A 21021-nucleotide genomic window follows, 5' to 3' on the forward strand; every position below is an offset into this window, starting at 1 on the left:
TAAAATTATAATAAGAATTTGGGAGGTGGTTATTATGAGATATCCCCGAGTGGAGATTGATATTGCTAAAATTCGGCATAACGCCCGAACCGTCGTAGATTGCTGCGAGAAACACGGCGTTGAAGTAATGGCTGTGACAAAAGGGGTGTGCGCAAACCCTGCGGTAGTAATGGCCATGCTGGATGGGGGGGTGAAAAAGCTTGGGGATTCCCGGCTTCAAAACATAAGAAGATTGAAGGAAGAGAACTTCGAAGTCCCCATATATTTGATAAGAATCCCAATGCTTTCAGAGGTTAAAGATACTGTGCGCATCGCGGACGGCAGCCTCAACTCAGAAGTTGATGTGATAAAGGCGCTGTCGCATGAAGCCCTGGCAATCGGCAGGCCCCACAAAATCATCTTGATGGTGGATGTGGGGGATTTGCGGGAAGGGGTCATGCCGGAAGATGTGCCGGATGTGGCAGGGCAAATTATCGGCCTTCCGGGTATTGAATTTGAGGGTCTGGGAACCAATACAGGCTGTTTTGGAGGAGTCCTGCCGAGTTATGAAAACACGAAAGTACTGGTAGATCTGGCCTGTGACATTGAAAAAAGATACGGTATAAAAGTTAAAACCCTGTCGGGAGGGAATACAGCCACTCTTTCTTTGCTCGAAAGAGGCGAGCTTGCGCCGGGAATAAATCAGTTTAGGATAGGAGAGGCCATCCTGTTGGGCACCGATGAGACCAATTCCAGGGATGTGCCGGGGACCATACAGGATACGATGAAACTGAAAGCGGAGGTAATAGAAGTTAAGACAAAACCGTCACTGCCGATAGGAGAAATAGGTAGGGACGCCTTCGGGAATGTGCCGGTGTTCGAAGATAAAGGTCTGATGAAAAGGGCTATTGTGGCGCTCGGAAAACAGGACTGCCGTATAGAAGGGCTCAGGCCTCTGAATGAGTCCATTGAAATCCTTGGCGCGAGCAGCGACCATATGATTATAGATGTAACGGGGCGCCCTGAAATTAAAGTGGGGGATATCGTGGAGTTTGGCATGAATTATGGAGCCATGCTGAGCTTAATGACGTCCGAGTATGTTGAAAAGATGGTATTAAAATAATATTGTATAAAGTTAGCATTTTTGAGAAAAAAATTATTCAATGCGCAAAAAAAATTGCGCAAAATTTTTATCCTATTATTTGCTGGATAAAAAACTTGCATGCCTGAATCCTATTGTATAACAGCAAAATTTATAAGAATATTTCTATGGCATATAATTTGCAAAATTAATAATCAAAATATAAAAATAAAAAAATAGGAGGAAGGTAAATGCAAAGGAAACCTCAGCTTTATGAAGCACTTTTTTCTGTTATTGCGCTTATCTTTGTTATGGGAGTGGGGCTTGCGAAGTATCATACTGCTCCGCATGTGCCGATGTTGATAGGCTCATGCGGCGCTTTTATGAAGGGAGTTCTCGGAATTTCAGCCACTGCTTATGCGCCATGGGCCTTTCTGAACTATATAAACCCAATAGTTTCCATTATTTACGGCTTTACAGGATTTACCATAGAGCCGCTTGGAAATGATATAAAACAAGATTTAGGAGGAACAGAATGTCAAATTTAAAGGAAAAAATAAAAAATTTAGCGATTGAACTTACTAAAATCCCAAGCGTAGTGGGGACACCCGGCGAAATTGACATAGCGGAAAGAATATATGAAGTTTTCAGCAAAATGGATTATTTCAGGAATAATCCGGTGAATTTGAGGATGTATGACTTAAAGCAAGATCCCTTGAGACGCAAATATGTGCTGGCTATTATTGAAGGCAAAAAAGCTGTGTCTTCAAAAACCGTCCTGCTTTTGGGGCATATCGACACTGTCGGAGTGGAAGATTACGGGGATTTGAAGGGATTTGCGGCAGACCCCGAAAAGCTGAAGGAAAAGCTGGCGGAGAAAAAATTTAATCAGGAAATAACGGAAGATCTGAGGTCTGATAACTGGCTGTTTGGCAGGGGCATTTTCGACATGAAAGCCGGTGTGGCTTCTCTTATAGTCATGATAGAAGAATTTTCAAAGAAGGCAAACGAGCTTGAGGCAAACCTTGTGTTTATAGGCGTCCCCGATGAAGAGGGGAACTCCGCAGGCATGCTTTCGGCTGTAGAAGATCTCGCCGAAATCGCCGAAGAAAAGGGATGGGAATTCATTGCCGCCATTGATACCGATTACATGACAGGCCAATACCCTGGCGATGAAAATAAGTACGTATATATCGGGACTGTCGGAAAACTATTGCCATGCTTTTATGTATACGGCAAGGAAACCCATGTGGGAGAGGCCTTCAACGGCCTTGACGCGAATCTGCTTGCGGCCGAGATAATGAAACAGGTGGATTTGAGTTATGACCTCTGCGATATCGCCGACGGGGAAGTGACGCTTCCGCCTATCAGCCTTCATCAGAGGGACCTTAAAACCGAATACTCGGTTCAGACCGTAAATGCCGTAAATCTGTATTTCAATTTTGCCACCCATATAAGCCAGCCGGATGAGGTTTTGAAAAAATTAAAGGAGAAAGCCGTTCTGGCTTTTGAAAACACTATAGAGAAATTGAACGAAGAATACAGGAAATATTGCGAACTGATTAACTTACCATTCAAAAGACTTCCGTGGGAGGCCCGAGTGCTGACCTTCGAAGAACTTTACAGCTTGGTGAAAGAAAAATTGGGGGAATCACTGGATATAATGCTGGATAATCTGGCAAAGGAACTTCTCGAAAAAGGCGTCGATGACAGGGAGTTTTCATTGAAGATTGTGCAGGAAGTGCACAAGTGCCTGCCGGATAAAAACCCCATGATAATAATATATTTTTCGCCGCCTTTCTATCCGCATATTTTTGTAAAAGGAGAGAATGAAAAGGAAAAAAGACTTTTGGAAGCAGTAAATCATGCTGTCAAAGATGCGGCTGATCAGTTTGATTACAGAATCGTAATTAAAAAATTTTTCCCTTATATATCCGACTTGAGCTACTGCAGCATCACTGAAGATGAAAAAAGCATTGCGGGATTAATAAAAAACATGCCTGCATGGGGGAAAAAATACTCTCTCCCGATAAAAGCAATACAAAAGATAAGTATGCCTGTGGTAAATATAGGGCCTTATGGGAAAGACGCCCATAAGCTGACGGAAAGAATAAGTTGTTCTTATTCTTTCGATGCTATGCCTTGCATCCTGGAAAAGACGATAATCAACCTTTTAAAATAACACATTCCGGTTGTGAGACAATGGAAAAAACAAATTAGGGGAGGAATTTACAATTGCAATCATTTTTGAAAATTATAGGTGACATCAGCAACTGGATTTGGGGAATACCGATGCTAATCATCTTGGTCGGTGGCGGTGTTTTCTTAACGGTTAGACTGGGTTTTTTTCAATTTACGCATTTTGGCTATATTATGAAACAGACCTTCGGAAAAATGTTTAGAAAAAATGTTGAAGGGGAAGGGACAGTAACTCCTTTCCAGGCGGCAACATCCGCACTGGCATCTACTGTCGGGGCTTCCAATATAGTGGGTGTTCCGGTAGCAATAGCCTTAGGTGGGCCGGGTGCAGTGCTGTGGATGTGGATAACAGCATTGATAGGTTCCGCATCAAAATTCAGCGAAGTTGTTCTTGGTTTAAAATATAGAGAGGTTAATGAAGAGGGAAATTATGTCGGAGGCCCCATGTACTACATTGAAAAAGGTCTTGGGTGGAAGTTTTTATCTACCTTATTCGCTTTATTTTTAATGCTGGAAATTATACCAAGCACTATGGTTCAGGCAAATTCCGTGGTAGGTTCTGCCTCTACGCTGGGAATTCCACCAATTGCAACCGGTATAATAATAACGCTTTTGGTAGCCCTTGTTGTTGTAGGTGGTATTAAGCGCATAGGAAGTGTGGCAGAATACATGGTACCTTTTATGGCATTGTTTTATATCATTGGAGCTCTTATTGTTATATTGTTTAACATAACAGAACTTCCCGCCGCCTTTGCTTCTATATTTAGATATGCATTTACTCCCGCAGCACCTGTAGGAGGGTTTGCGGGGGCAACTATCGCAGGCGCCATGAGATGGGGAATTGCAAGGGGAGTCTATTCAAATGAAGCAGGTATGGGGACGGCGCCGATGGCACATTCTGCTGCAACTGTTGATCATCCTGTAAGGCAGGGATTTTGGGGAATTTTTGAAGTAGTTGTAGATACGTTAATCATTTGTACAACTACCGCTCTGGTGGTTCTGACTTCAGGAGTCTGGAAAACTTTAGACGCATCTAAAGCCGGTTCGTTTCCTGCTATGGCTTTTTCATCGGTTTTCGGGTACTTGGGCAGCAGCATAGTTACCTTGAGTGTTTTATTGTTCGTTATTTCGACCATAATTGTTATAATATATTATGGAGAAAAACAGGCTGAATACCTGTTCGGTTTGACATTTTCTAAAGTGATGAGATATATCTATCTAATTTCCATTTTTATCGGTGCTATAGGTGGATTGAAAGTATTATGGCAATTCCTCGATATTTTGCTGGCAATGGTTATTATACCCAATATGATTTCTGTTGTTTTATTGAGTGGAGAAGTAAAGCAATTGCTGAATGAATTTTTCTCCAATAAGGAGCTGGTTAATAAATAATTTTTAATATTCAGCAAGAACAATGGAGTATTTTATATCTGAATAAATTTATACACAAGAAGCCCTGCATTTATTCTGTTGCAGGGCTTCTTGCCTGTATCCGGAAACCGACGCAAAATTTTTTGCAGAAGAAATACCGCAAAATTTTTGTCAGAGGGCTGTAAAGTCAATATATAACGCCATGGCACGAACTTTGCTATACATATTATACACCAAAGAAATCTTTAATTATGGGAGAGATGTATATGGAAAACGTAAAAGTCATAGTATGGGGCCTCGGAGCCATGGGAGGAGGCATGGCAAAAATGGTTTTGCAGAAACATGGAATGGAAATAGCCGGCGCTATTGCTTCAAGACCCGAAAAAAGCGGAAAAGACCTGGCAGAGGTGCTGAATCTTAGCGGCAGGACGGGTGTGATTGTTTCCGGTGATGCGGATGAAGTTTTAAAAAAAGAAGCGGACATAGTTCTTCTGTCCACGTCATCTTTTACTAAAGAAGTTTTCCCGCAAATAAAGAAAATAGTGGAAAGCAGCAAGAATGTTATAACCATTGCGGAGGAAATGGCTTATCCAGCCTATGGTGAACCGGAGCTTTCGGAAGAAATCGACCGGCTTGCAAAAAAGCACGGGGTGACGGTTCTGGGGACAGGGATAAACCCCGGCTTTGTGCTGGATACACTCATAATCGCAATGAGCGGTGTATGCATGAATGTGAAGAAAATCACTGCCCGCAGGATAAATGACCTCTCACCCTTCGGTACAACTGTTATGAGGACCCAGGGCGTGGGGACCACCGTGGAAGAGTTCAAAAAAGGCCTGGAGGAGGGCAGCATTGTTGGCCACATCGGATTTAACGAATCCATCACCATGATTTCCAGAGCACTGGGGCTTGAGATCGATGAAATAAAGCAAACCAGGGAACCCATAGTTTCCAGAACCTACAGGGAAACGCCTTACGTCAAAGTTGAACCGGGCATGGTGGCCGGATGCCGCCACATCGGTATAGGCCTGCGAAAGGGCGAACCGGTTATTATCCTGGAACATCCCCAGCAGATACGCCCCGAACTGGAGAATGTGGAAACCGGCGATTATATAAACATCGAAGGGACTCCAAATATAAATCTTGCCATCAAGCCTGAACTTCCCGGGGGAATAGGCACCATTGCCATAGCAGTAAATATGATACCCCAGGTGATAAACGCAAAGCCAGGGCTTGTTACAATGAAGGACTTGCCGGTGCCTGCAGCCTTAATGGGTGATGTGAGGGAACTCATAAAAGGCGGGTGCTGCAGGTGATGGATGCGAGAAAGGGAGACTGGGTTCAGATACACAGGATAGTGCTCAAACCGGAAGAACGGTCGCCGCATCTTCCGGAGGATACAAAAAAAGTCCCCCTGGAAGTCTGGCAGAAAGGCTTTATAACCCATGACGCTTCCATCGGCGATGAGGTAGAGATAGAGACGGTCATCGGGAGAAGGGTGAAAGGAAAGCTGGTAAGGGTAAATCCAGTCTACGAGCACAATTTTGGAAAGCCGGTGCCGGAATTACTCACCATTGGCATGGAGCTTAGAAAGCTTTTAGAAGGTGGGAACAAATGAGCAGGGACATGAGTTACTCTGCCGTAATGGCGAGAAAAAACGAAATAATGAAAAAAGCCGTCGGCATAGATTACGATAAATTTGAATCCGGCGGTATTGCCTTTGATTACGAAAGAATGATGAGGGATGTGGGATACAGCATAGAGGAGATCAGGAGAATACAGGCCGAGACCAGTGTGGGAAACACCCCTCTAATTGAGCTTAAAAATCTGACAAAACTTGCAAGGATGACGGCACCGCCCGGTAAAGGCGCCAGGATTTTTATAAAGGACGAAGCCGCAAACCCATCCGGAAGCTTCAAAGACCGGAGGGCTTCGGTATCAGCCTACAGAGCAAAAGCGCTGGGATACAGGGGGATAATTTCGGCCACCAGCGGCAACTACGGCGCGGCGGTGGCCTCCCAGGCGGCCATGAGGGGTTTAAAGTGTATAGTGGTGCAGGAAGTCTTTGACAGCAGCGGGCGGGGACAGCCGGAGATCCTGGAAAAAGGCCGGAAATGCGAGGCGCTGGGGGCGGAAGTGGTCCAGCTCACGGTGGGGCCGGAGCTTTTCTATACGTTTCTCTGCCTGCTTGAAGAGACCGGTTATTTCAACGCTTCCCTTTACACGCCCTTCGGGATTGCCGGCATTGAGACCCTGGGATATGAGCTGGCCGAACAGGTAAGAGCCAGGACTGGTAAGGAGCCGGACGCCGTGGTAATAACCCATGCCGGCGGAGGCAATGTCACCGGCACCGCCCGTGGTCTTTTAAAGGCCGGTTGTAAAAATACGAAAATCATTGGTGCCAGTGTAGACCTTACGGGCCTTCACATGGCCAGCGACAGGGATTTTAACAGGAAGTCCTTTACTACCGGTCACACGGGTTTTGGCGTCCCTTTTGCCACCTGGCCGGATCGGGCGGATGTGCCACGAAATGCGGCAAGGCCGCTCCGATACCTGGAACGCTATGTTACGGTGAGCCAGGGGGAGGTGTTTTATATGACCGAAGCCCTTGCCCAGCTGGAGGGCATGGAACGGGGGCCGGCAGGCAACACCTCGCTGGCTGCGGCTTTTGCCATAGCCCGGGAGATGGATGAAGACGAAATTCTGGTGGTGCAGGAAACGGAGTATACCGGTGCGGGAAAACTCCCGTCAGCCCAATTGACTTTCGCAAGGGAAATGGGGGTTGAAGTGAGAAGGGGAGACCCGGCAGATGATAAGCCCGGTGAGAGAATAGTAATCCCGGAACACCCCGCACAGATAAGAGTAAAAGATGTAGACCTGGATCAGCTTAGAAAATCATATGTTAAAAACTGCCTCAATCACTATAAAGGGGCAAAGATTAGGCCCGAAGACATCGAATTCTTAGCGGAAGATACAAAGACGGATGAGGATTATATAAAAAGCATAATAAGCGAAATAAAGGCGCGGCAATCTTAATTGCCGAAAACGGTTTTTACAGCATCGAATTACGGCATGCCCGCATGGAAATTTTATAAACATGATTTGGGTGTAGAAACTATGTCCGCCGCCGGGGCATCTCCGGCAGGAAAGTGACTTTTACACCGAAACAGAATATTAGCGCGGCGATTATCAAAGGAGGGGAAAGCATGCAGCGAAAGGATGATTTTGAAATACGCAGGAAACACCTGGCTCATCTTACGGAAGAAGAACTGGAAAAGAGGTTCTGGGAACTTACGGAAAAAATCGTGGATCCTCTGATTGAACTGGCCAGGACCCATACTTCGCCTTCCATTGAACGCTCGGTGCTCCTTCGCATGGGTTTTGACAGCCTGACTGCAAGGGCTATAGTAGACAGGTGTGTGGAGAAGGGCCTTTTGGGAAAGGGAGCCGGCCATGTGGTGTTGAAATACGCTCTGTTTAAAAATATATCCATCAAAGACGCAGGAGAGAAACTTGCCCGGGGAGAGGGATGGGATGAAATGGAATCGGCAATGAAAGTCGATGTTTCAAACCCCAATCTTTTCCGGAAAGTCACATCCGGGGAGGTGAAGAAATGAAACTTGAGAAAGATAAAAAGATTGATATTGAAGAAATACTGAAAGACCTGGAGCATTACAGGCCCCGCCGCCGGGGATGGCACTGGCGGGAAAAGGTGGAAAATCAAAAGCTTGGTTCTTTTGAGTATCATGAAACATCGAAAGCCCTTAAAAACAGCGTACCGCTGCCGGCAGCAAAACATTTCGGAAACATAGATCCGCAGCCCGATTATGTCATTACGACTGAAATTGCATCCGGTCGCTTTGAAGACGATATTCGGCGCATGCGCATGGCCGCCTGGCACGGGGCGGATCACATCATGGTCATAAGGACCGCCGGCCAGAGCCATTTCGACGGGCTTATCGAAGGGACGCCCGAGGGTGTAGGCGGTGTGCCCATCACCCGAAAGCAGCTCCGGGCTACCAGGAAAGCTCTGGATTTAATTGAAGACGAAGTTGGAAGGCCCATAAACTTTCATTCATATGTCAGCGGTGTGGCGGGACCCGAGGTGGCGGTACTTTTTGCGGAAGAAGGCGTCAACGGTGCACACCAGGACCCACAGTACAACGTGCTGTACAGGAATGTCAATATGATCAGGTCCTTTGTGGATGCCGCCGTGGCCAAGAAAATTATGGCCTGGGCGGATATGGCCCAGATAGACGGTGCCCATAACGCCAACGCCACCGCCCGGGAAGCGTGGAAGGTCATGCCGGAGCTCATGGTGCAACATGCCATTAACGCCATGTATTCGGTAAAAGTGGGTATGAGAAAGGAGAACATCTGCCTCTCAACAGTGCCACCAACAGCTCCGCCGGCCCCGTGCCTCCGGATAGACCTGCCTTACGCCGTGGCGTTAAGAGAACTGTTTAAAGGATTTAAAATGAGAGCACAGATGAACACAAAGTACATTGAGTCCAGCACCCGGGAGGCCACAGTTACTCATGTGTTGAATTTACTGATATCCCGCCTGACCAGTGCGGATATCCAGAGCACCATCACCCCCGACGAAGGCAGGAACGTGCCGTGGCATTATTTCAACGTGCAGGCGGTGGACACCGCAAAGCAGGCTCTGGCGGGTATGGACGGCCTAAAGGAAATGGTAGAAATAAAAAGGGACGGCCCCTTTGGAGAAAAAGTCCGGGAGCTTAAAGAAAGAGCTGTACTTTTCCTTGAGGAAATTTTGGAAGTAGGGGGTTACTTCAAAGCCGTAGAGCAGGGATTCTTTGTGGATTCGGGCATGTATCCCGAGAGAAACGGGGATGGTATCGCAAGAAAGATAGATGGAGGTGTCGGAGCCGGGACTGTGGTAAAAAGAGATGAGGATTACATGGCGCCCGTATGCCATCACTTTGGATACAACAATATACCCAAATGGGTGGAAAAGCCCTGCGACCTCATAGAAGGGTGTACGCTGTGTAATCCGGACAAGATAGTCTATATAGACGAACTGGACGAGCGGGACAATGTGTTGAGCAGGCTGGAAGAAACCCGCCATATCAGGGAAAATGGGCTTATAAAGCCCGAGGTGGAATGGTTTGCGGACGGTTACATTTGCCTGAATATATTCCTTCCGGCTGAGGAAAGAATTGCGGAATTTGCGGCCGTGGAAATAGCAAAAAAACTCGGCCTTTCCGATGTGGAAGTCATTCACAAGGAGGTCATGCAGCCCGCCGAAGGGACATACCTGGAGGTCAAAGGAAAAGTGCCCTTTGAAATAAATCCAAAAGATCTGATCATACCGGAAAGGCCCGAGGTCCTTACACCCGATGAGATCAGGAATTATGTGAAAGAGCATCCCATAAAAATCGTGGCTGCAACGGTGGGGGAAGATGAACATTCCGTCGGCATGAGGGAGATCATTGATATAAAGCACGGAGGCCTGGAGGGATTTGGCATTGAGTGCCATTACCTGGGGACGTCGGTGCCTGTGGAGAAAGTAGTCAACGCTGCTATAGAGATTGACGCAGACGCCATCTTAATTAGCACAATTATAACTCATGCAGACATTCACAGGATCAATATGAAGAAGCTCCATGAGCTGTGCATTGAAAAAGGAATAAGGGATAGGGTAATCCTGGTGGGCGGCGGGACCCAGGTCACCGATGAAATTGCAAAGGAATCCGGGCTTGACGCAGGCTTTGGCAGGGGCACGAAAGGTATAGACGTGGCGAGCTTCCTGGTGAAGGCACTGAGAGCGAAGGAAAAAGAGAGTAAATAAAACCAGGTGTGGCATCCATCTTTTGCCATAGTCTATGGATGCCGCACAAGTTTTAAAATAATCCTTTTTAACGGATTCCACAAATTGCAAAATGTCTCCCACCTGCAATGGAGGTATTTATATGTTAAACATAGACGTTATAGTGGCGGAAATCGGTAGCACCACAACGGTTGTCAATGCCTTTTCCGATCTGGGCACTTCACGCCCCAAATTTATCGGCCAGGGCATAGCTCCTACCACTGTGCTGCAGGGGGATGTGACCATTGGGCTGGAATGTGCTGTAAAAAACCTCGAGCAAAACCTCAAAACCGGTGTAAAGTGGAATAGGATGATGGCTTCCAGCAGTGCGGCGGGTGGACTCAGGATGACAGTTCACGGCCTGGTATACGACATGACGGCTAAAGCCGCAAAAGAAGCGGCGCTTGGAGCAGGGGCGGTGCTCCATATGGTCACCGCCGGCCCGCTTAGCCCACTCGACCTCAAAAAGATACTGGAGATTAAACCGAATATAATACTGCTGGCAGGGGGTGTAGATTACGGCGAAAAAGCCACGGCCATATCCAATGCGGCAAAAATCGCCGAACTGGGAATTGAAACCCCCGTAATCTACGCCGGAAATGTGGCTGCCAGAGATGAAATCAGGGAGATTTTTCAGGGTAAAAACAGGGTATTTTTTGTCGATAATGTTTATCCCCGCATAGACGAGCTCAATATAGAGCCGACAAGAAAGGTCATACACGATGTATTTGAAGAGCACATTGTAATAGCACCTGGTATGGAGAAAATCCGCACCATGGTAGACGGCCCCATCATTCCCACGCCGGGTGCGGTAATGAACGCCGCAAGACTTTTAAAAGAGGAAATAGGGGATTTAATGGTGCTTGATGTGGGAGGAGCCACCACCGATGTGCACTCGGTAACCGAAGATTCGGATGAAATTGCGAAAATCCTGGTGGCGCCTGAACCGGAGGCAAAGAGGACCGTCGAGGGAGATCTGGGGGTGTTTGTAAACCGTTACCATGTGCTGGAAAATGTGAGCATTGAAGAGGCTGAAAAAGCGCTTGATTTTGATGTGGCAGAGGCTATAAAAAAACTGCCGCCAATTCCGAAAACTCGGGACGAAATCAGGCTGGCCGAATACCTTGCGGAAGCGGCATGCATTATCGCCACCAACCGGCATGCAGGGGAAATAAAGTATTTATATGGTCCGACCGGAAGATATTCCATAGCCCAGGGCAAGGATCTTACCCGGGTGAAGTGGATAATTGGCACAGGCGGTGCGCTAACAAAGCTGCCCCATGGAAGGGTCATTCTCCAAAAGCTGCGGCAGGATAAAAGAGGCAAAAAACTCCTGCCGACATTTGACGCCGAAATACTCATAGATAATGATTATATCATGGCTTCGGCAGGAGTGCTGGCAAAAGAATTCCCACAGGAAGCAATTTATCTCCTGAAAAAAAGTTTGGAGTTGGATGATTAAAAATACTCTCTTATAATGTCTGAAAAATCCCTGAATTCCCTCGCAGGGATTTTATTTTCTTGACAGAGCTTAATCAGGGTTTTCTTTGCAAATACCACGTCCGCAGATTTTGCAGGGCATATGTCGGAATATCCGTCTCCGATGTACACCGCCAGGCTGTCTTCGGGTTTTAGATTCAGCACTAAATCGGTTTTACACACGCCGCAGCGGGGGCAGGATTTGGAACTGTGGGGGCATCGGATATCAAAGAGGCGCCCATTTATGACGAGGTTGTTTGCGTAATACGGTATGCCTGTCAAATTGTATTTATTAAGAATTGCTTCTATGTTGAAATCATACCCGTCGCTCAAAATATAAAGGCTGTGGCCGTTTTGCCTGCAAAGGTTTGCGAATTGAACGAAATAATCGTCTATTTCCATGTTCTCCCGCAAAAACCTTCTCACTGATTCTTCATCCGCATCGAACATTTTAAATGTCTGGCGCGCACATTCCTCTGTGGAAAGCTTGCCCTCCTGCCATCTTTTGTCGAGGCTTTTCCAATCTCCCTTCGCAAACGCCTTAACCATTGCCTCGCATGTGTCCTCCTTAGTGATGGTGCCGTCGAAATCAACAAAAAATGCGATTTTCATCAAGAAACCTCTCTTTCAAAAATTAAATTGACATTATATATAATGTCTTATATAATGAAAAAGGTGATATAATTGACCAGAAAACAAAAACTGCTAGAGAAACTAAAGAGCAATCCACAAAAAATAAGATTCGATGAAATTGATAAGTTATTATTATCTGCAGGTTTTGATAAAAGGCAGCCGAGAAAAGGTTCAAGCCATTATACATATGTACTGGATGATTTGATAATTACGATTCCTTTTAAGCGGCCCTATGTTAAAAGCAAATATATAAAGGATGCTGTAAAATTATTGGAGAAGTTAGGCTATTAGGGAGTTGAGAATATGGGAAAACTTGAAGAATATATGGCCATGGAATATCCATATATTATTGAAAAGCTCAGTCCTTCTGATGGTGGCGGATATTTCATAACATATCCGGATCTTCCTGGTTGCATGAGTGATGGCGATACTATAGAAGAAGCAATAATAATGGGGGAAGATGCCAGAAAATGTTGGATTAAAACTGCTATTGAAGAAGGAAAAGAAATACCTGAACCATTTTCACATATGAAAAATTACAAAGGAAGAATTACTGTCAGGGTGCCCAAAAGCATGCACAAGGAGTTAATTAAGGAAGCCCAGGAAGAAGGAATCAGTCTGAATCAATATTTAATATATCTTTTGAGCAGGAGCATGAAATCGAGAATAAAAAAGCGCATGTGACATCGGCGGTTTTTGTTTGTGCTCAATCATTTTTTCTGGTTCAGATAAGCTTCGCAGCCGAATGATTCAAGCTCTTGGGCCTTCCTTTCCACCTGCTCCTTCATGGTGTTTTTGTACTCGGCCACCCTTTTCCTTATTTCGGGATACTTGATGCCGAGGATTTGGGCTGCCAGAATGCCGGCATTTTTTGCGTTGTTGATAGCTACGGTTGCAACCGGAATGCCGCCAGGCATCTGCACTATGGATAACAGGGAATCCAGCCCGTTCAACGCCGATGTCTTCACAGGTACACCTATGACAGGAAGGTTTGAAATTGACGCAACCATACCGGGAAGGTGGGCTGCTCCGCCGGCACCGGCGATAATAACTTCAAGGCCGCGCTTTTCTGCGTTTTTTGCATATTCAAACATCCTTTCAGGCGTCCTGTGGGCGGATACGATGGTGATTTCATATTTTATGCCGAATTCCTCTAGTAACATTGCTGCTTCCTTTAAAACCGGAAGATCTGAATCGCTGCCCATGATGATACCTACGAGAACAGTATTTGAGCTCATTAATATATCCTCCCTTGAATTCAAATCCATAAATATTCTCGGCATTTGGCCTCTTACCCGGATTTCACCGTTAACTTGCGTTTTACGATTTCAGCCCTTTCCAGCGCCCTGTTTATATCCCGGTCAACGATGGTAACGTGTCCCATTTTTCTGAATGGTTTTGTGGTTTTCTTGCCGTAAATATGTACGCTGGCGCCAGGGATAGCAAGCACATCTTCGATGCCCTCATAGAGGGGCCTTCCTTCGCAGCCTTCTTCCCCCAGGATGTTTACCATCACCGCCGGAACAAAAAGTTCGGCAGAGCCCAGAGGGAAGCCCGCAATTGCCCTGATATGCTGCTCGAACTGGGAAGTGGCGCAGGCCTCTATGGTGTAATGGCCGGAGTTGTGGGGCCTCGGGGCGATTTCGTTTACCAGAACCTTACCAGCTTTTGTAAGGAACATTTCTATGCCGAAAATGCCCACGCCGCCAAGGGCCTCCACGCAGCTTACGGCAATTTCTGACGCGGTTTGGCAAATTTTAGGTTCAACTCTTGCAGGAGCTATAACTGTGTCGCATATGTTGGCCCTTTCATCAAAAGCCATCTCCACTACGGGATAACATTTTATTTCACCCCTGGTGCTTCGTGCGACCATTACCGCAAGTTCCCTGTCGATATCCACCAGTTCCTCCAGGAAAGAATCACATTTTAAAGCGCCTTTTATATCCTCTTCTGTGCGCAGTACCACAACGCCCCTGCCGTCATATCCGCCACGGCAGGATTTCTGGACAGCCGGCAGGCCGAAATCGGCGATTTCAGAAGCCAGACTTTTTTCAACCATCTTCCACCTGGCAGTAGGTATGTTATTCCTGATTAACATCTTCTTTTGCAAAGACTTGTCTTTAATTATCTCCAGCACTTCCGGCGAAGGATGCACGGTATAGCCTTCTTTTACCAAATCTTTTAAAACGTCGGTATTGATGTGTTCGATTTCATAGGTGGAAATATCGTTTTTTACCACCAATTCTCTTATTTTTTGGGCGTCATAAAAATCCGCCACAATCTGTTCGCAGGCCACCTGGGATGCTGGAGAGCCGGGAGTGGGATCCAGTACCGACACGAAAAATCCCAGCTTCTTTGCTTCGAGGGCCATCATCTTTCCGAGCTGGCCTCCGCCGATTATGCCGATCTTCAAATCAGTTATGCTTTTCATTTATTCATCCCCGCAAAAAAAAGTAATGAACATCATATTATGATTCCGATGTAGAAACTTACTTTATTATTTGCAAAAACCAGTAAATAGCAATTTTAGCGCTCTATATTAATAATACAGTTTACAGACTTTTTTTGTCAATAAAAAAGCCTACCGACGATTAACTATCGATACCGGCTTGGATTCTGGCACCTCGCTAATCATCGGCAGGTAGTATTATTGTTTCACGCATTATGAAGTTTATTATATCGATTTGCTGGGAAATTTACCATTTTTATGTGATTTTGCACGGGATAATACATCTTTTTGAATGGAATATTAAAATAAAAGAGGTGGTTTGATGAGAGCCCTGTGGCGAGGTTCCATAAGTTTCGGTCTGGTGAATGTGCCGGTAAAAATGTATGCCGCCACCGAAAAAATGAATATCAGCTTCAGGCAGATTCATAAAGAATGCAAAACGCCCATCAAATATGAAAAGGTGTGTCCCGCCTGCGGCAGGAAAGTGGAAGATGATGAAATAGTGCGGGGTTATGAGTATGAAAAGGGCAAATTCGTAATTATCGATGATAAAGATTTGGAAAGCATTCCCGACGAGGCCACCCGCACCATCGACATTGTGGACTTTGTGGATTTAAGGGACATAGACCCCGTATATTTCGACCATTCATATTTTCTAGGGCCGGAGGAAACCGGACAAAAGGCATACGTCCTTTTGAAGAGGGCAATGGAGGAAGCGGGGAAAATAGCGGTGGCTAAGGTGGTGATAAGGGCTAAACAGAGCTTGGCGTGCCTTCGACCCTACGGGGAAAATCATCTGGTTATGGAGACCATGTTCTATCCGGAAGAAGTGAGGAATGCGGCGGAAATACCCGTGTCTTCCGATGTGAAACTTCACGAAAACGAAGTTAAAATGGCCGTGCAGCTGGTGAGTTCGCTTTCGGCAAAGTTCAGCCCCGAAAAATATACCGACGAATATCGAAAGGCCCTTCTTGAAATCATAAAGGCAAAAGTGGAGGGTGAAGAAATTGTTATTCCGGCGGCCAGAGAAGAAAAAGTGGTGGATTTGATGGAAGCCCTGAAGGCGAGCCTTGCTCTGGCGGAAAAGGAGAAGCATGAGGCGAAAAAAGCCGGAGGCAAAGGGGGGCGCAGAAAGAAAAAAGCGATTTAAAACACCATACCCTTAATGACCGGATGCCTGAGGTAACCTTCATCAGTGAAGTCTAGATATTCCACTTGAACTTGCAGTTGAGGCTCGACCCAACAGGGCTTTTCCCTGGCGGCCGGGGGTGACATGTTTTTAAAAGGGCAGTCTGCCACTTGGAGCTTTGAAAGATAATCGTAAAGCTCCCGCCTTTCCGAAGTTTTAAGGCCACTTCCGGCCCTTCCTATGTAGATGAAATCTTCATCCTGTAAAATTCCCAGCAGAAGTGAGCGGATTTCACGGCCTTCGGCAAGATAGCCGCCTATTATGGTGTCAATAAGCCGCCTGTTTTTAATTTTAAGCCATTTATTGCTTTTTTTACCTATTTCGTAGTGGCTGTCAAGCTTTTTTGCGACGATGCCTTCCAGCCCATGCTGTTTTATCACGTTAAAAAGGGTGGTGCCCGTGGCGAAGGTGTCGACAGCTACTATAGAATTTATGGGTGGAATCAATGACCTGAGAATCCCGTCTCTTTCTTCGAAAGTAAGCTCGGTCAAATCTTTTCCGTCCAATAAAAGGATATCGAATACCACATATGTGACGGGGATTTTCTCCATCAGAAATTTTACGGTAACGGGATCGGATGCGCGGTCCCGCCGCATGAGCCGCTGAAAGGAGGGTTTTCCGCCGGACAGCGTGATTATTTCGCCATCCAGCACCACGCTCCGGCCTTTGAAAGCACCGGCAAGGCATTCCGTGATTTCGGGGTACTGCAGGGTTCTCGGATTCCTTTTTCTGTTGAAGAGTTTAACTTCCCCGCCGACATGGGCCAGGATTCTGGTGCCGTCCCATTTTATCTGGAAACCGAAGTCAGGGTCATCAAAGGGCCGGGGAAAAATTTCGGGTTCCATGGGATAAAAAGGCGAATGAAGCACAATCATAATATCACCGGTACTATTATGTCCAATTTTTTTCTCCAAAAAGAGGAAACTGTAAAAATAAAGCTAAATATAATATTAGGTGGGTGAATAATATTGCCCCAGGTATATGTGGAAAATCGCAAATTAAAGCTGACGAATCTTTCCAAAGTGCTGTGGCCGGATGACGGTTTTACAAAAGCAGATTTCATAGATTATATGGAGAAAGTTTCCCCTTACATGCTGCCCCATCTAAAAGACCGGCCAACCGTATTTACACGATATCCCGACGGCATATACGGGAAAGCCTTTTACCAGAAGAACATGCCCGCATATGCGCCGGAATGGCTCAATACCTTTGAGGCCGTTTCCGATAAAGATAAAATTATTAGATACGCTGTGATAAACGACAAAGACAGCCTGATCTGGGCTGCAAATCAGGCGAGCATTGAAATTCATCCCTGGCTTTCCAGAAAAAGCGCTCCGGACATGCCGGATTTCGCGGTTTTTGACTTTGACCCCATGGAAAATACGGATTTTGAGGATGCCCGCCAGCTCGCCCTGGCCCTGAAAAAACTTCTGGACCTAGCCGGCCTGAAAGGCTTTGCCAAGACCTCGGGAGCCACGGGACTGCAGGTTTATGTTCCGCTGGAACCGGTTTACACCTATGAGGATGTGCGAATTTTTACCGGCTTTTTTTGCCGGGTGCTGGAGAAGACGTTTCCAGAAAAGGCTACCACCGTCAGAAATGTGGATAAAAGGGAGGGCAGGGTCTATCTTGACTATCTTCAAAACATCAAAGGAAAGACCATCATAGCTCCATACAGTCCCCGACCAAGAAAAGGCGCGCCGGTATCCTGTCCGGTGACATGGGAGGAACTGGAGGAAGGCGTGGCGCCGGACATGTTCAATATAAAAAGCATGCCCAAAAGATTGAGAAATAAAGGCGATATTTTTGCAGGAGTGCTGACGCAAAAACAGCGGATTGACAGATGGATTAAATAAATTTTTTCGGGAGGCGGTTTTTGGTGAACATAACTTTTGGATGGCTTGTGGACTTATTTATTTTATCAATGCATGGTTAAAAACCAACATCATGCTATTTTGACGGTATGGATAGCGGCAGAATGGAGGCTGATATGATTGAAGGTTCTGGTTATTGGCGGGGGACCGGGCGGGCTTTTTGCAGCCGCCGAAGCCGCTTTAAGTGGACTTGATGTCACCCTCATGGAAAAAGGGAAAATCGGTGAAGATATCCGGTGCGCCGAAGGATTTTTCGACGTGCTGAAACTTTTGGGCAAGCCGTGTGCAGGTGTCAGGTTCAAGGTTGAGGCGATTATATTTGAAGCCCGTTCTACATATAGAATTGATGCCAGTTCCCTGAACCTGTGGATGATAGACAGGAGCACCTGGCAGAAAGAGCTTTCCAGAAGAGCCATCGAAAAAGGCGTCAGGATAATGGAAAATTCTCCTGTTTTGCTGAATGACCTGAAAAAATTAAAGACTGAATATGATTTTATAATCGATGCCAGCGGGGCGCCTTCGGTGACCTCGAGGGCACTTGGCTTTTCAAACTTTTACGTACAAAACTCCGGAAAGACGGTTCAATACCTGGTGGAGGGAGATTTTTCGCACATCGGTAACGCCCTGAAGGTCGGTTTTTTGCCGGATTTCTGGGGTTACTACTGGATATTTCCCAAGGGCAAGGACGAGCAGGGGAGACAAACCGCCAACGTGGGAATTGGCGATTTTAACCCTTTATCCCGGCGCAATTTAAGAAATATGCTGGATGAAGTAATCAAAAAGGAAGGGCTTGACGATGAAAAACACAAAATTGTGAAGGTGCTCGGCGGCATCTGCCCCACCAGGATGCCGGAAAAGCTGGTGTACGACAACGTTCTGCTGGTTGGGGATGCAGCAGGTCTCACATCGCCGCTGCACGGCGGCGGAATAGACATGGCGGTGCTGAGCGGGATTACGGCAGCCAGGGCGCTGGCGGATGGCCCTGCAAAATATGAGGCAGAACTCAAGAAACTGCTTTACCGGAGGCTGCAATTTGAAGACATGGTGGCGGAGGCGTGGAGAAGGAGAAACCTGGAGCAGGTCGATAATATCCTGTCGATAGCTTGCAAAATGCGGCTTTATAAGCTTTTATCCCATCCCCGCCTGATGAATCCGCTCGTCGTAAAATTTTTAGAGAAGCTGCTCTGACAATTTCAGAAAGGAGGCGAAAACCATGTTCAAAAAAATCAGCAAAAGCCTTCTTGCATCTCTAGCCTCAGTAATAACCTTAGTCGCATTTACAGGCGTGAGTCCCGCCAGCATATGGATACTGTACGAACCAGATATCCCGGACGCACTAAAAAAAGCTTCAACGAGGTGAAAACTAAACAATAGAGACAAAGGCAAACTTATCGAAAGATAAGGGCGCAAAGCTACAGGGTCTAAGGTGACTGCATTCACTATGACAGCCTGGCTGCCGCTATTTTGACATATTACGGCCCGCCGTCTTTCCGATAGGCGGGTCTCTTTTTTGACCATTTTAAGAATAGGAGAAGCCATGATGAGAAGGGGTTGATAATTATGGCAAAGAGGCCAAAACTAAAAGAACTCATACTCAAAGCCCAAAACGGAGACAAAGAAGCTCTAAACCAAGTGGTTGAGCGGTTTGAACCTATTGTTAAAAAGTATGCCCGCCGCTTCGGCGGTGAAGATGTTTGTCTGGAGATTGTAGAATGGATAATAAATGCCACAAAAAGATATAAAGAAAAAAGCACATGGGGCAGGGAAGAACTTAAAAAATTTCTCTCTGCTAATAACTCTTCTAATAATACAAAAAAGACATAAAAATTTTTAGATTTTTCCCAGAAGGGGTTATAAAAATATGTCCCTGTCCTCTCTTTATATAGTACAGGCAAAAATATATTTAGAGGGAGGTGGGGACAAAATGGTCTCGAATCTTTCAGAAATATGCAAATATGATCCGGAAGAAGCCAGGATAACATCATGGTATATAACCGGAATCAAACGCGAAGCATTGAAAATAGCAAGAAAACAGCAATATTTAAAACAGCATGAGATGTTGATTCTGAACAAACCTATTTGCGATCAAGAAAGTGACTTTATAGAAATGATCGACACCATTGCTGACGGCAGCAACATGGTATCAAAAATGGAGGAAAACATAGATATTGAGCAAGTTTTATCGCATTTGACATTAAAGCAGCAGCAAGTAATAAAAATGATATTTTTGCAAGAAATGACCGAAAAGGAAACAGCAGAGAAGCTCTGCATATCCCAACCGGCTGTCCACAGTATTAAGAGCAGAGCGTTAAAAAAGATGAAAGAGTACATGGAAAAGTATATGAAAGAATATATGAACTAAAAATATGTATCCTCCATCCTGGGGGTGAAGAAGTATGGAGGATCAGTTTACTTACATTTCCCTTGGCACATTGACTGGTGCCGTTACAGCTACAGTGCTTGTAGTGGAATTTATTAAAGAAATAAAATGTTTCAAACTGCTGCCCACAAGATGGCTTGTATTCATAGTGGCCGAAGCAATTGTTATTTTCACCAGTGTTGCAAGAGGTGAATTTACAGTCATAAATATACCGTTATATTTGCTAAACGGACTATTGATAACGACATCGGCTATGGGAAGCTGGCAGATAATAAGTGACAGCCTGGGAAGTGCGAAGGGGAAAGACCTTAAGGAAAAAGAATAAAGGATAACAAAAAAATTTTTTTGGATAGGGGGGTTATTAAAAAGGCCCCTGTTTTCTCTTTATATAGTGTAAGGGAAATTAATCAAACAAAACGGAGGTGATAAACATGGGGCCTTGATTTTATTATAAATGCAGATTCGTTTAATATGCTTAACAATGTCTTGGGAAAATTAAATTTTGGGAGGTTTTACAATGGCAATATTTTATGACCGCAATAACAAAGTAACAA

At 45.6% G+C, this 21021-nt stretch carries 23 protein-coding genes and 1 riboswitch; of the genes, 19 read left to right on the forward strand and 4 right to left on the reverse strand.

Translation table 11 applies throughout. From position 1 onward, the window contains the following. Positions 1 to 34 precede the first annotated feature (34 nt). The 10 genes from AC6I1H_RS11635 to AC6I1H_RS11680 all read left to right on the forward strand — a co-directional run bounded on the left by AC6I1H_RS11635 (position 35) and on the right by AC6I1H_RS11680 (position 11925). Positions 35 to 1102, forward strand: a complete 1068-nt coding sequence (locus AC6I1H_RS11635; protein ID WP_497737747.1) for an alanine/ornithine racemase family PLP-dependent enzyme — start codon at positions 35 to 37, stop codon at positions 1100 to 1102. 209 nt (positions 1103 to 1311) lie between these two features. Next, the gene (locus tag AC6I1H_RS11640) at positions 1312 to 1608 is read left to right on the forward strand and encodes a hypothetical protein (protein WP_497737748.1); all 297 of its coding nucleotides are present in this window, start codon (positions 1312 to 1314) and stop codon (positions 1606 to 1608) included. After that, positions 1596 to 3242 (forward strand): M20/M25/M40 family metallo-hydrolase, encoded by a 1647-nt coding sequence (locus tag AC6I1H_RS11645; protein ID WP_497737749.1) that lies wholly within the window; start codon positions 1596 to 1598, stop codon positions 3240 to 3242. Before AC6I1H_RS11640 ends, AC6I1H_RS11645 begins: the two co-directional genes overlap by 13 nt. Positions 3243 to 3295: 53 nt before the next feature. After that, positions 3296 to 4651, forward strand: a complete 1356-nt coding sequence (locus AC6I1H_RS11650) for an alanine/glycine:cation symporter family protein (protein ID WP_497737750.1) — start codon at positions 3296 to 3298, stop codon at positions 4649 to 4651. A gap of 245 nt (positions 4652 to 4896) precedes the next feature. Beyond that, entirely contained in the window at positions 4897 to 5946 is a 1050-nt protein-coding gene (gene ord, locus AC6I1H_RS11655; RefSeq protein WP_497737751.1) for a 2,4-diaminopentanoate dehydrogenase, read from the forward strand. Continuing rightward, positions 5946 to 6248: a 2-amino-4-oxopentanoate thiolase subunit OrtA gene (gene ortA, locus AC6I1H_RS11660; RefSeq protein WP_422444667.1), complete on the forward strand. Its 303-nt coding sequence runs from the start codon at positions 5946 to 5948 to the stop codon at positions 6246 to 6248. The genes ord and ortA overlap by 1 nt, the downstream gene beginning before the upstream one ends. Beyond that, positions 6245 to 7666, forward strand: coding sequence for a 2-amino-4-oxopentanoate thiolase subunit OrtB (gene ortB, locus AC6I1H_RS11665; protein ID WP_497737752.1), 1422 nt, complete (start codon positions 6245 to 6247; stop codon positions 7664 to 7666). The genes ortA and ortB overlap by 4 nt, the downstream gene beginning before the upstream one ends. 170 nt (positions 7667 to 7836) lie before the next feature. After that, a complete protein-coding gene (locus AC6I1H_RS11670; RefSeq protein ID WP_497737753.1) occupies positions 7837 to 8247 on the forward strand; it encodes an ornithine aminomutase subunit alpha in 411 nt (136 codons plus the stop codon). After that, positions 8244 to 10445 (forward strand): D-ornithine 4,5-aminomutase subunit OraE, encoded by a 2202-nt coding sequence (gene oraE, locus AC6I1H_RS11675; protein ID WP_497737754.1) that lies wholly within the window; start codon positions 8244 to 8246, stop codon positions 10443 to 10445. The genes AC6I1H_RS11670 and oraE overlap by 4 nt, the downstream gene beginning before the upstream one ends. Positions 10446 to 10566: 121 nt before the next feature. Further along, a complete protein-coding gene (locus AC6I1H_RS11680; protein WP_497737755.1) occupies positions 10567 to 11925 on the forward strand; it encodes a GlmL-related ornithine degradation protein in 1359 nt (452 codons plus the stop codon). Here AC6I1H_RS11680 and AC6I1H_RS11685 read toward each other — a convergent pair. Continuing rightward, complete coding sequence (locus AC6I1H_RS11685; RefSeq protein ID WP_497737756.1) at positions 11922 to 12554, reverse strand: MtnX-like HAD-IB family phosphatase; 633 nt, start codon at positions 12552 to 12554, stop codon at positions 11922 to 11924. The two genes, AC6I1H_RS11680 and AC6I1H_RS11685, sit on opposite strands and share 4 nt — an antisense overlap. A gap of 72 nt (positions 12555 to 12626) precedes the next feature. Between AC6I1H_RS11685 and AC6I1H_RS11690 the strand changes: the two genes are divergently transcribed. Beyond that, the gene (locus AC6I1H_RS11690) at positions 12627 to 12866 is read left to right on the forward strand and encodes a toxin HicA (protein WP_497737757.1); all 240 of its coding nucleotides are present in this window, start codon (positions 12627 to 12629) and stop codon (positions 12864 to 12866) included. Between the two features lie 12 nt (positions 12867 to 12878). Continuing rightward, positions 12879 to 13259, forward strand: coding sequence for a type II toxin-antitoxin system HicB family antitoxin (locus tag AC6I1H_RS11695; RefSeq protein WP_497737758.1), 381 nt, complete (start codon positions 12879 to 12881; stop codon positions 13257 to 13259). A gap of 26 nt (positions 13260 to 13285) precedes the next feature. On the opposite strand, the gene purE is transcribed toward AC6I1H_RS11695, so the two are convergent. Both purE and AC6I1H_RS11705 read right to left on the reverse strand, forming a co-directional pair. Beyond that, positions 13286 to 13813, reverse strand: coding sequence for a 5-(carboxyamino)imidazole ribonucleotide mutase (gene purE / locus AC6I1H_RS11700; protein ID WP_497737759.1), 528 nt, complete (start codon positions 13811 to 13813; stop codon positions 13286 to 13288). 53 nt (positions 13814 to 13866) lie between these two features. Beyond that, positions 13867 to 15006, reverse strand: a complete 1140-nt coding sequence (locus AC6I1H_RS11705; RefSeq protein ID WP_497737760.1) for a 5-(carboxyamino)imidazole ribonucleotide synthase — start codon at positions 15004 to 15006, stop codon at positions 13867 to 13869. A gap of 340 nt (positions 15007 to 15346) precedes the next feature. On the opposite strand from AC6I1H_RS11705, the gene ku reads away from it, so the two are divergent. Further along, positions 15347 to 16174: a non-homologous end joining protein Ku gene (gene ku / locus AC6I1H_RS11710; protein WP_497737761.1), complete on the forward strand. Its 828-nt coding sequence runs from the start codon at positions 15347 to 15349 to the stop codon at positions 16172 to 16174. On the opposite strand, the gene AC6I1H_RS11715 is transcribed toward ku, so the two are convergent. Then, positions 16171 to 17088 (reverse strand): ATP-dependent DNA ligase, encoded by a 918-nt coding sequence (locus AC6I1H_RS11715; protein ID WP_497737762.1) that lies wholly within the window; start codon positions 17086 to 17088, stop codon positions 16171 to 16173. The two genes, ku and AC6I1H_RS11715, sit on opposite strands and share 4 nt — an antisense overlap. 93 nt (positions 17089 to 17181) lie before the next feature. Here AC6I1H_RS11715 and ligD point away from each other — a divergent pair, with 93 nt between their 5' ends. The 6 genes from ligD to AC6I1H_RS11745 all read left to right on the forward strand — a co-directional run bounded on the left by ligD (position 17182) and on the right by AC6I1H_RS11745 (position 20792). Next, positions 17182 to 18069, forward strand: coding sequence for a non-homologous end-joining DNA ligase (ligD, locus tag AC6I1H_RS11720; protein ID WP_497737763.1), 888 nt, complete (start codon positions 17182 to 17184; stop codon positions 18067 to 18069). A gap of 138 nt (positions 18070 to 18207) precedes the next feature. Then, on the forward strand, positions 18208 to 19275 hold the full coding sequence (locus tag AC6I1H_RS11725) for an NAD(P)/FAD-dependent oxidoreductase (protein ID WP_497737764.1): 1068 nt from the start codon (positions 18208 to 18210) through the stop codon (positions 19273 to 19275). 25 nt (positions 19276 to 19300) lie between these two features. Continuing rightward, positions 19301 to 19447, forward strand: a complete 147-nt coding sequence (locus tag AC6I1H_RS11730) for a cyclic lactone autoinducer peptide (protein ID WP_497737765.1) — start codon at positions 19301 to 19303, stop codon at positions 19445 to 19447. Between the two features lie 11 nt (positions 19448 to 19458). After that, positions 19459 to 19548: riboswitch (cyclic di-GMP riboswitch) on the forward strand. Between the two features lie 99 nt (positions 19549 to 19647). Continuing rightward, complete coding sequence (locus AC6I1H_RS11735) at positions 19648 to 19911, forward strand: helix-turn-helix domain-containing protein (RefSeq protein ID WP_497737766.1); 264 nt, start codon at positions 19648 to 19650, stop codon at positions 19909 to 19911. A 100-nt stretch (positions 19912 to 20011) separates the two neighbouring features. Beyond that, positions 20012 to 20449: a sigma-70 family RNA polymerase sigma factor gene (locus tag AC6I1H_RS11740; protein WP_497737767.1), complete on the forward strand. Its 438-nt coding sequence runs from the start codon at positions 20012 to 20014 to the stop codon at positions 20447 to 20449. 34 nt (positions 20450 to 20483) lie between these two features. Next, the gene (locus AC6I1H_RS11745; protein ID WP_497737768.1) at positions 20484 to 20792 is read left to right on the forward strand and encodes a hypothetical protein; all 309 of its coding nucleotides are present in this window, start codon (positions 20484 to 20486) and stop codon (positions 20790 to 20792) included. Positions 20793 to 21021 lie beyond the last annotated feature (229 nt).

This window comes from Biomaibacter sp. TOL, from assembly GCF_059717795.1.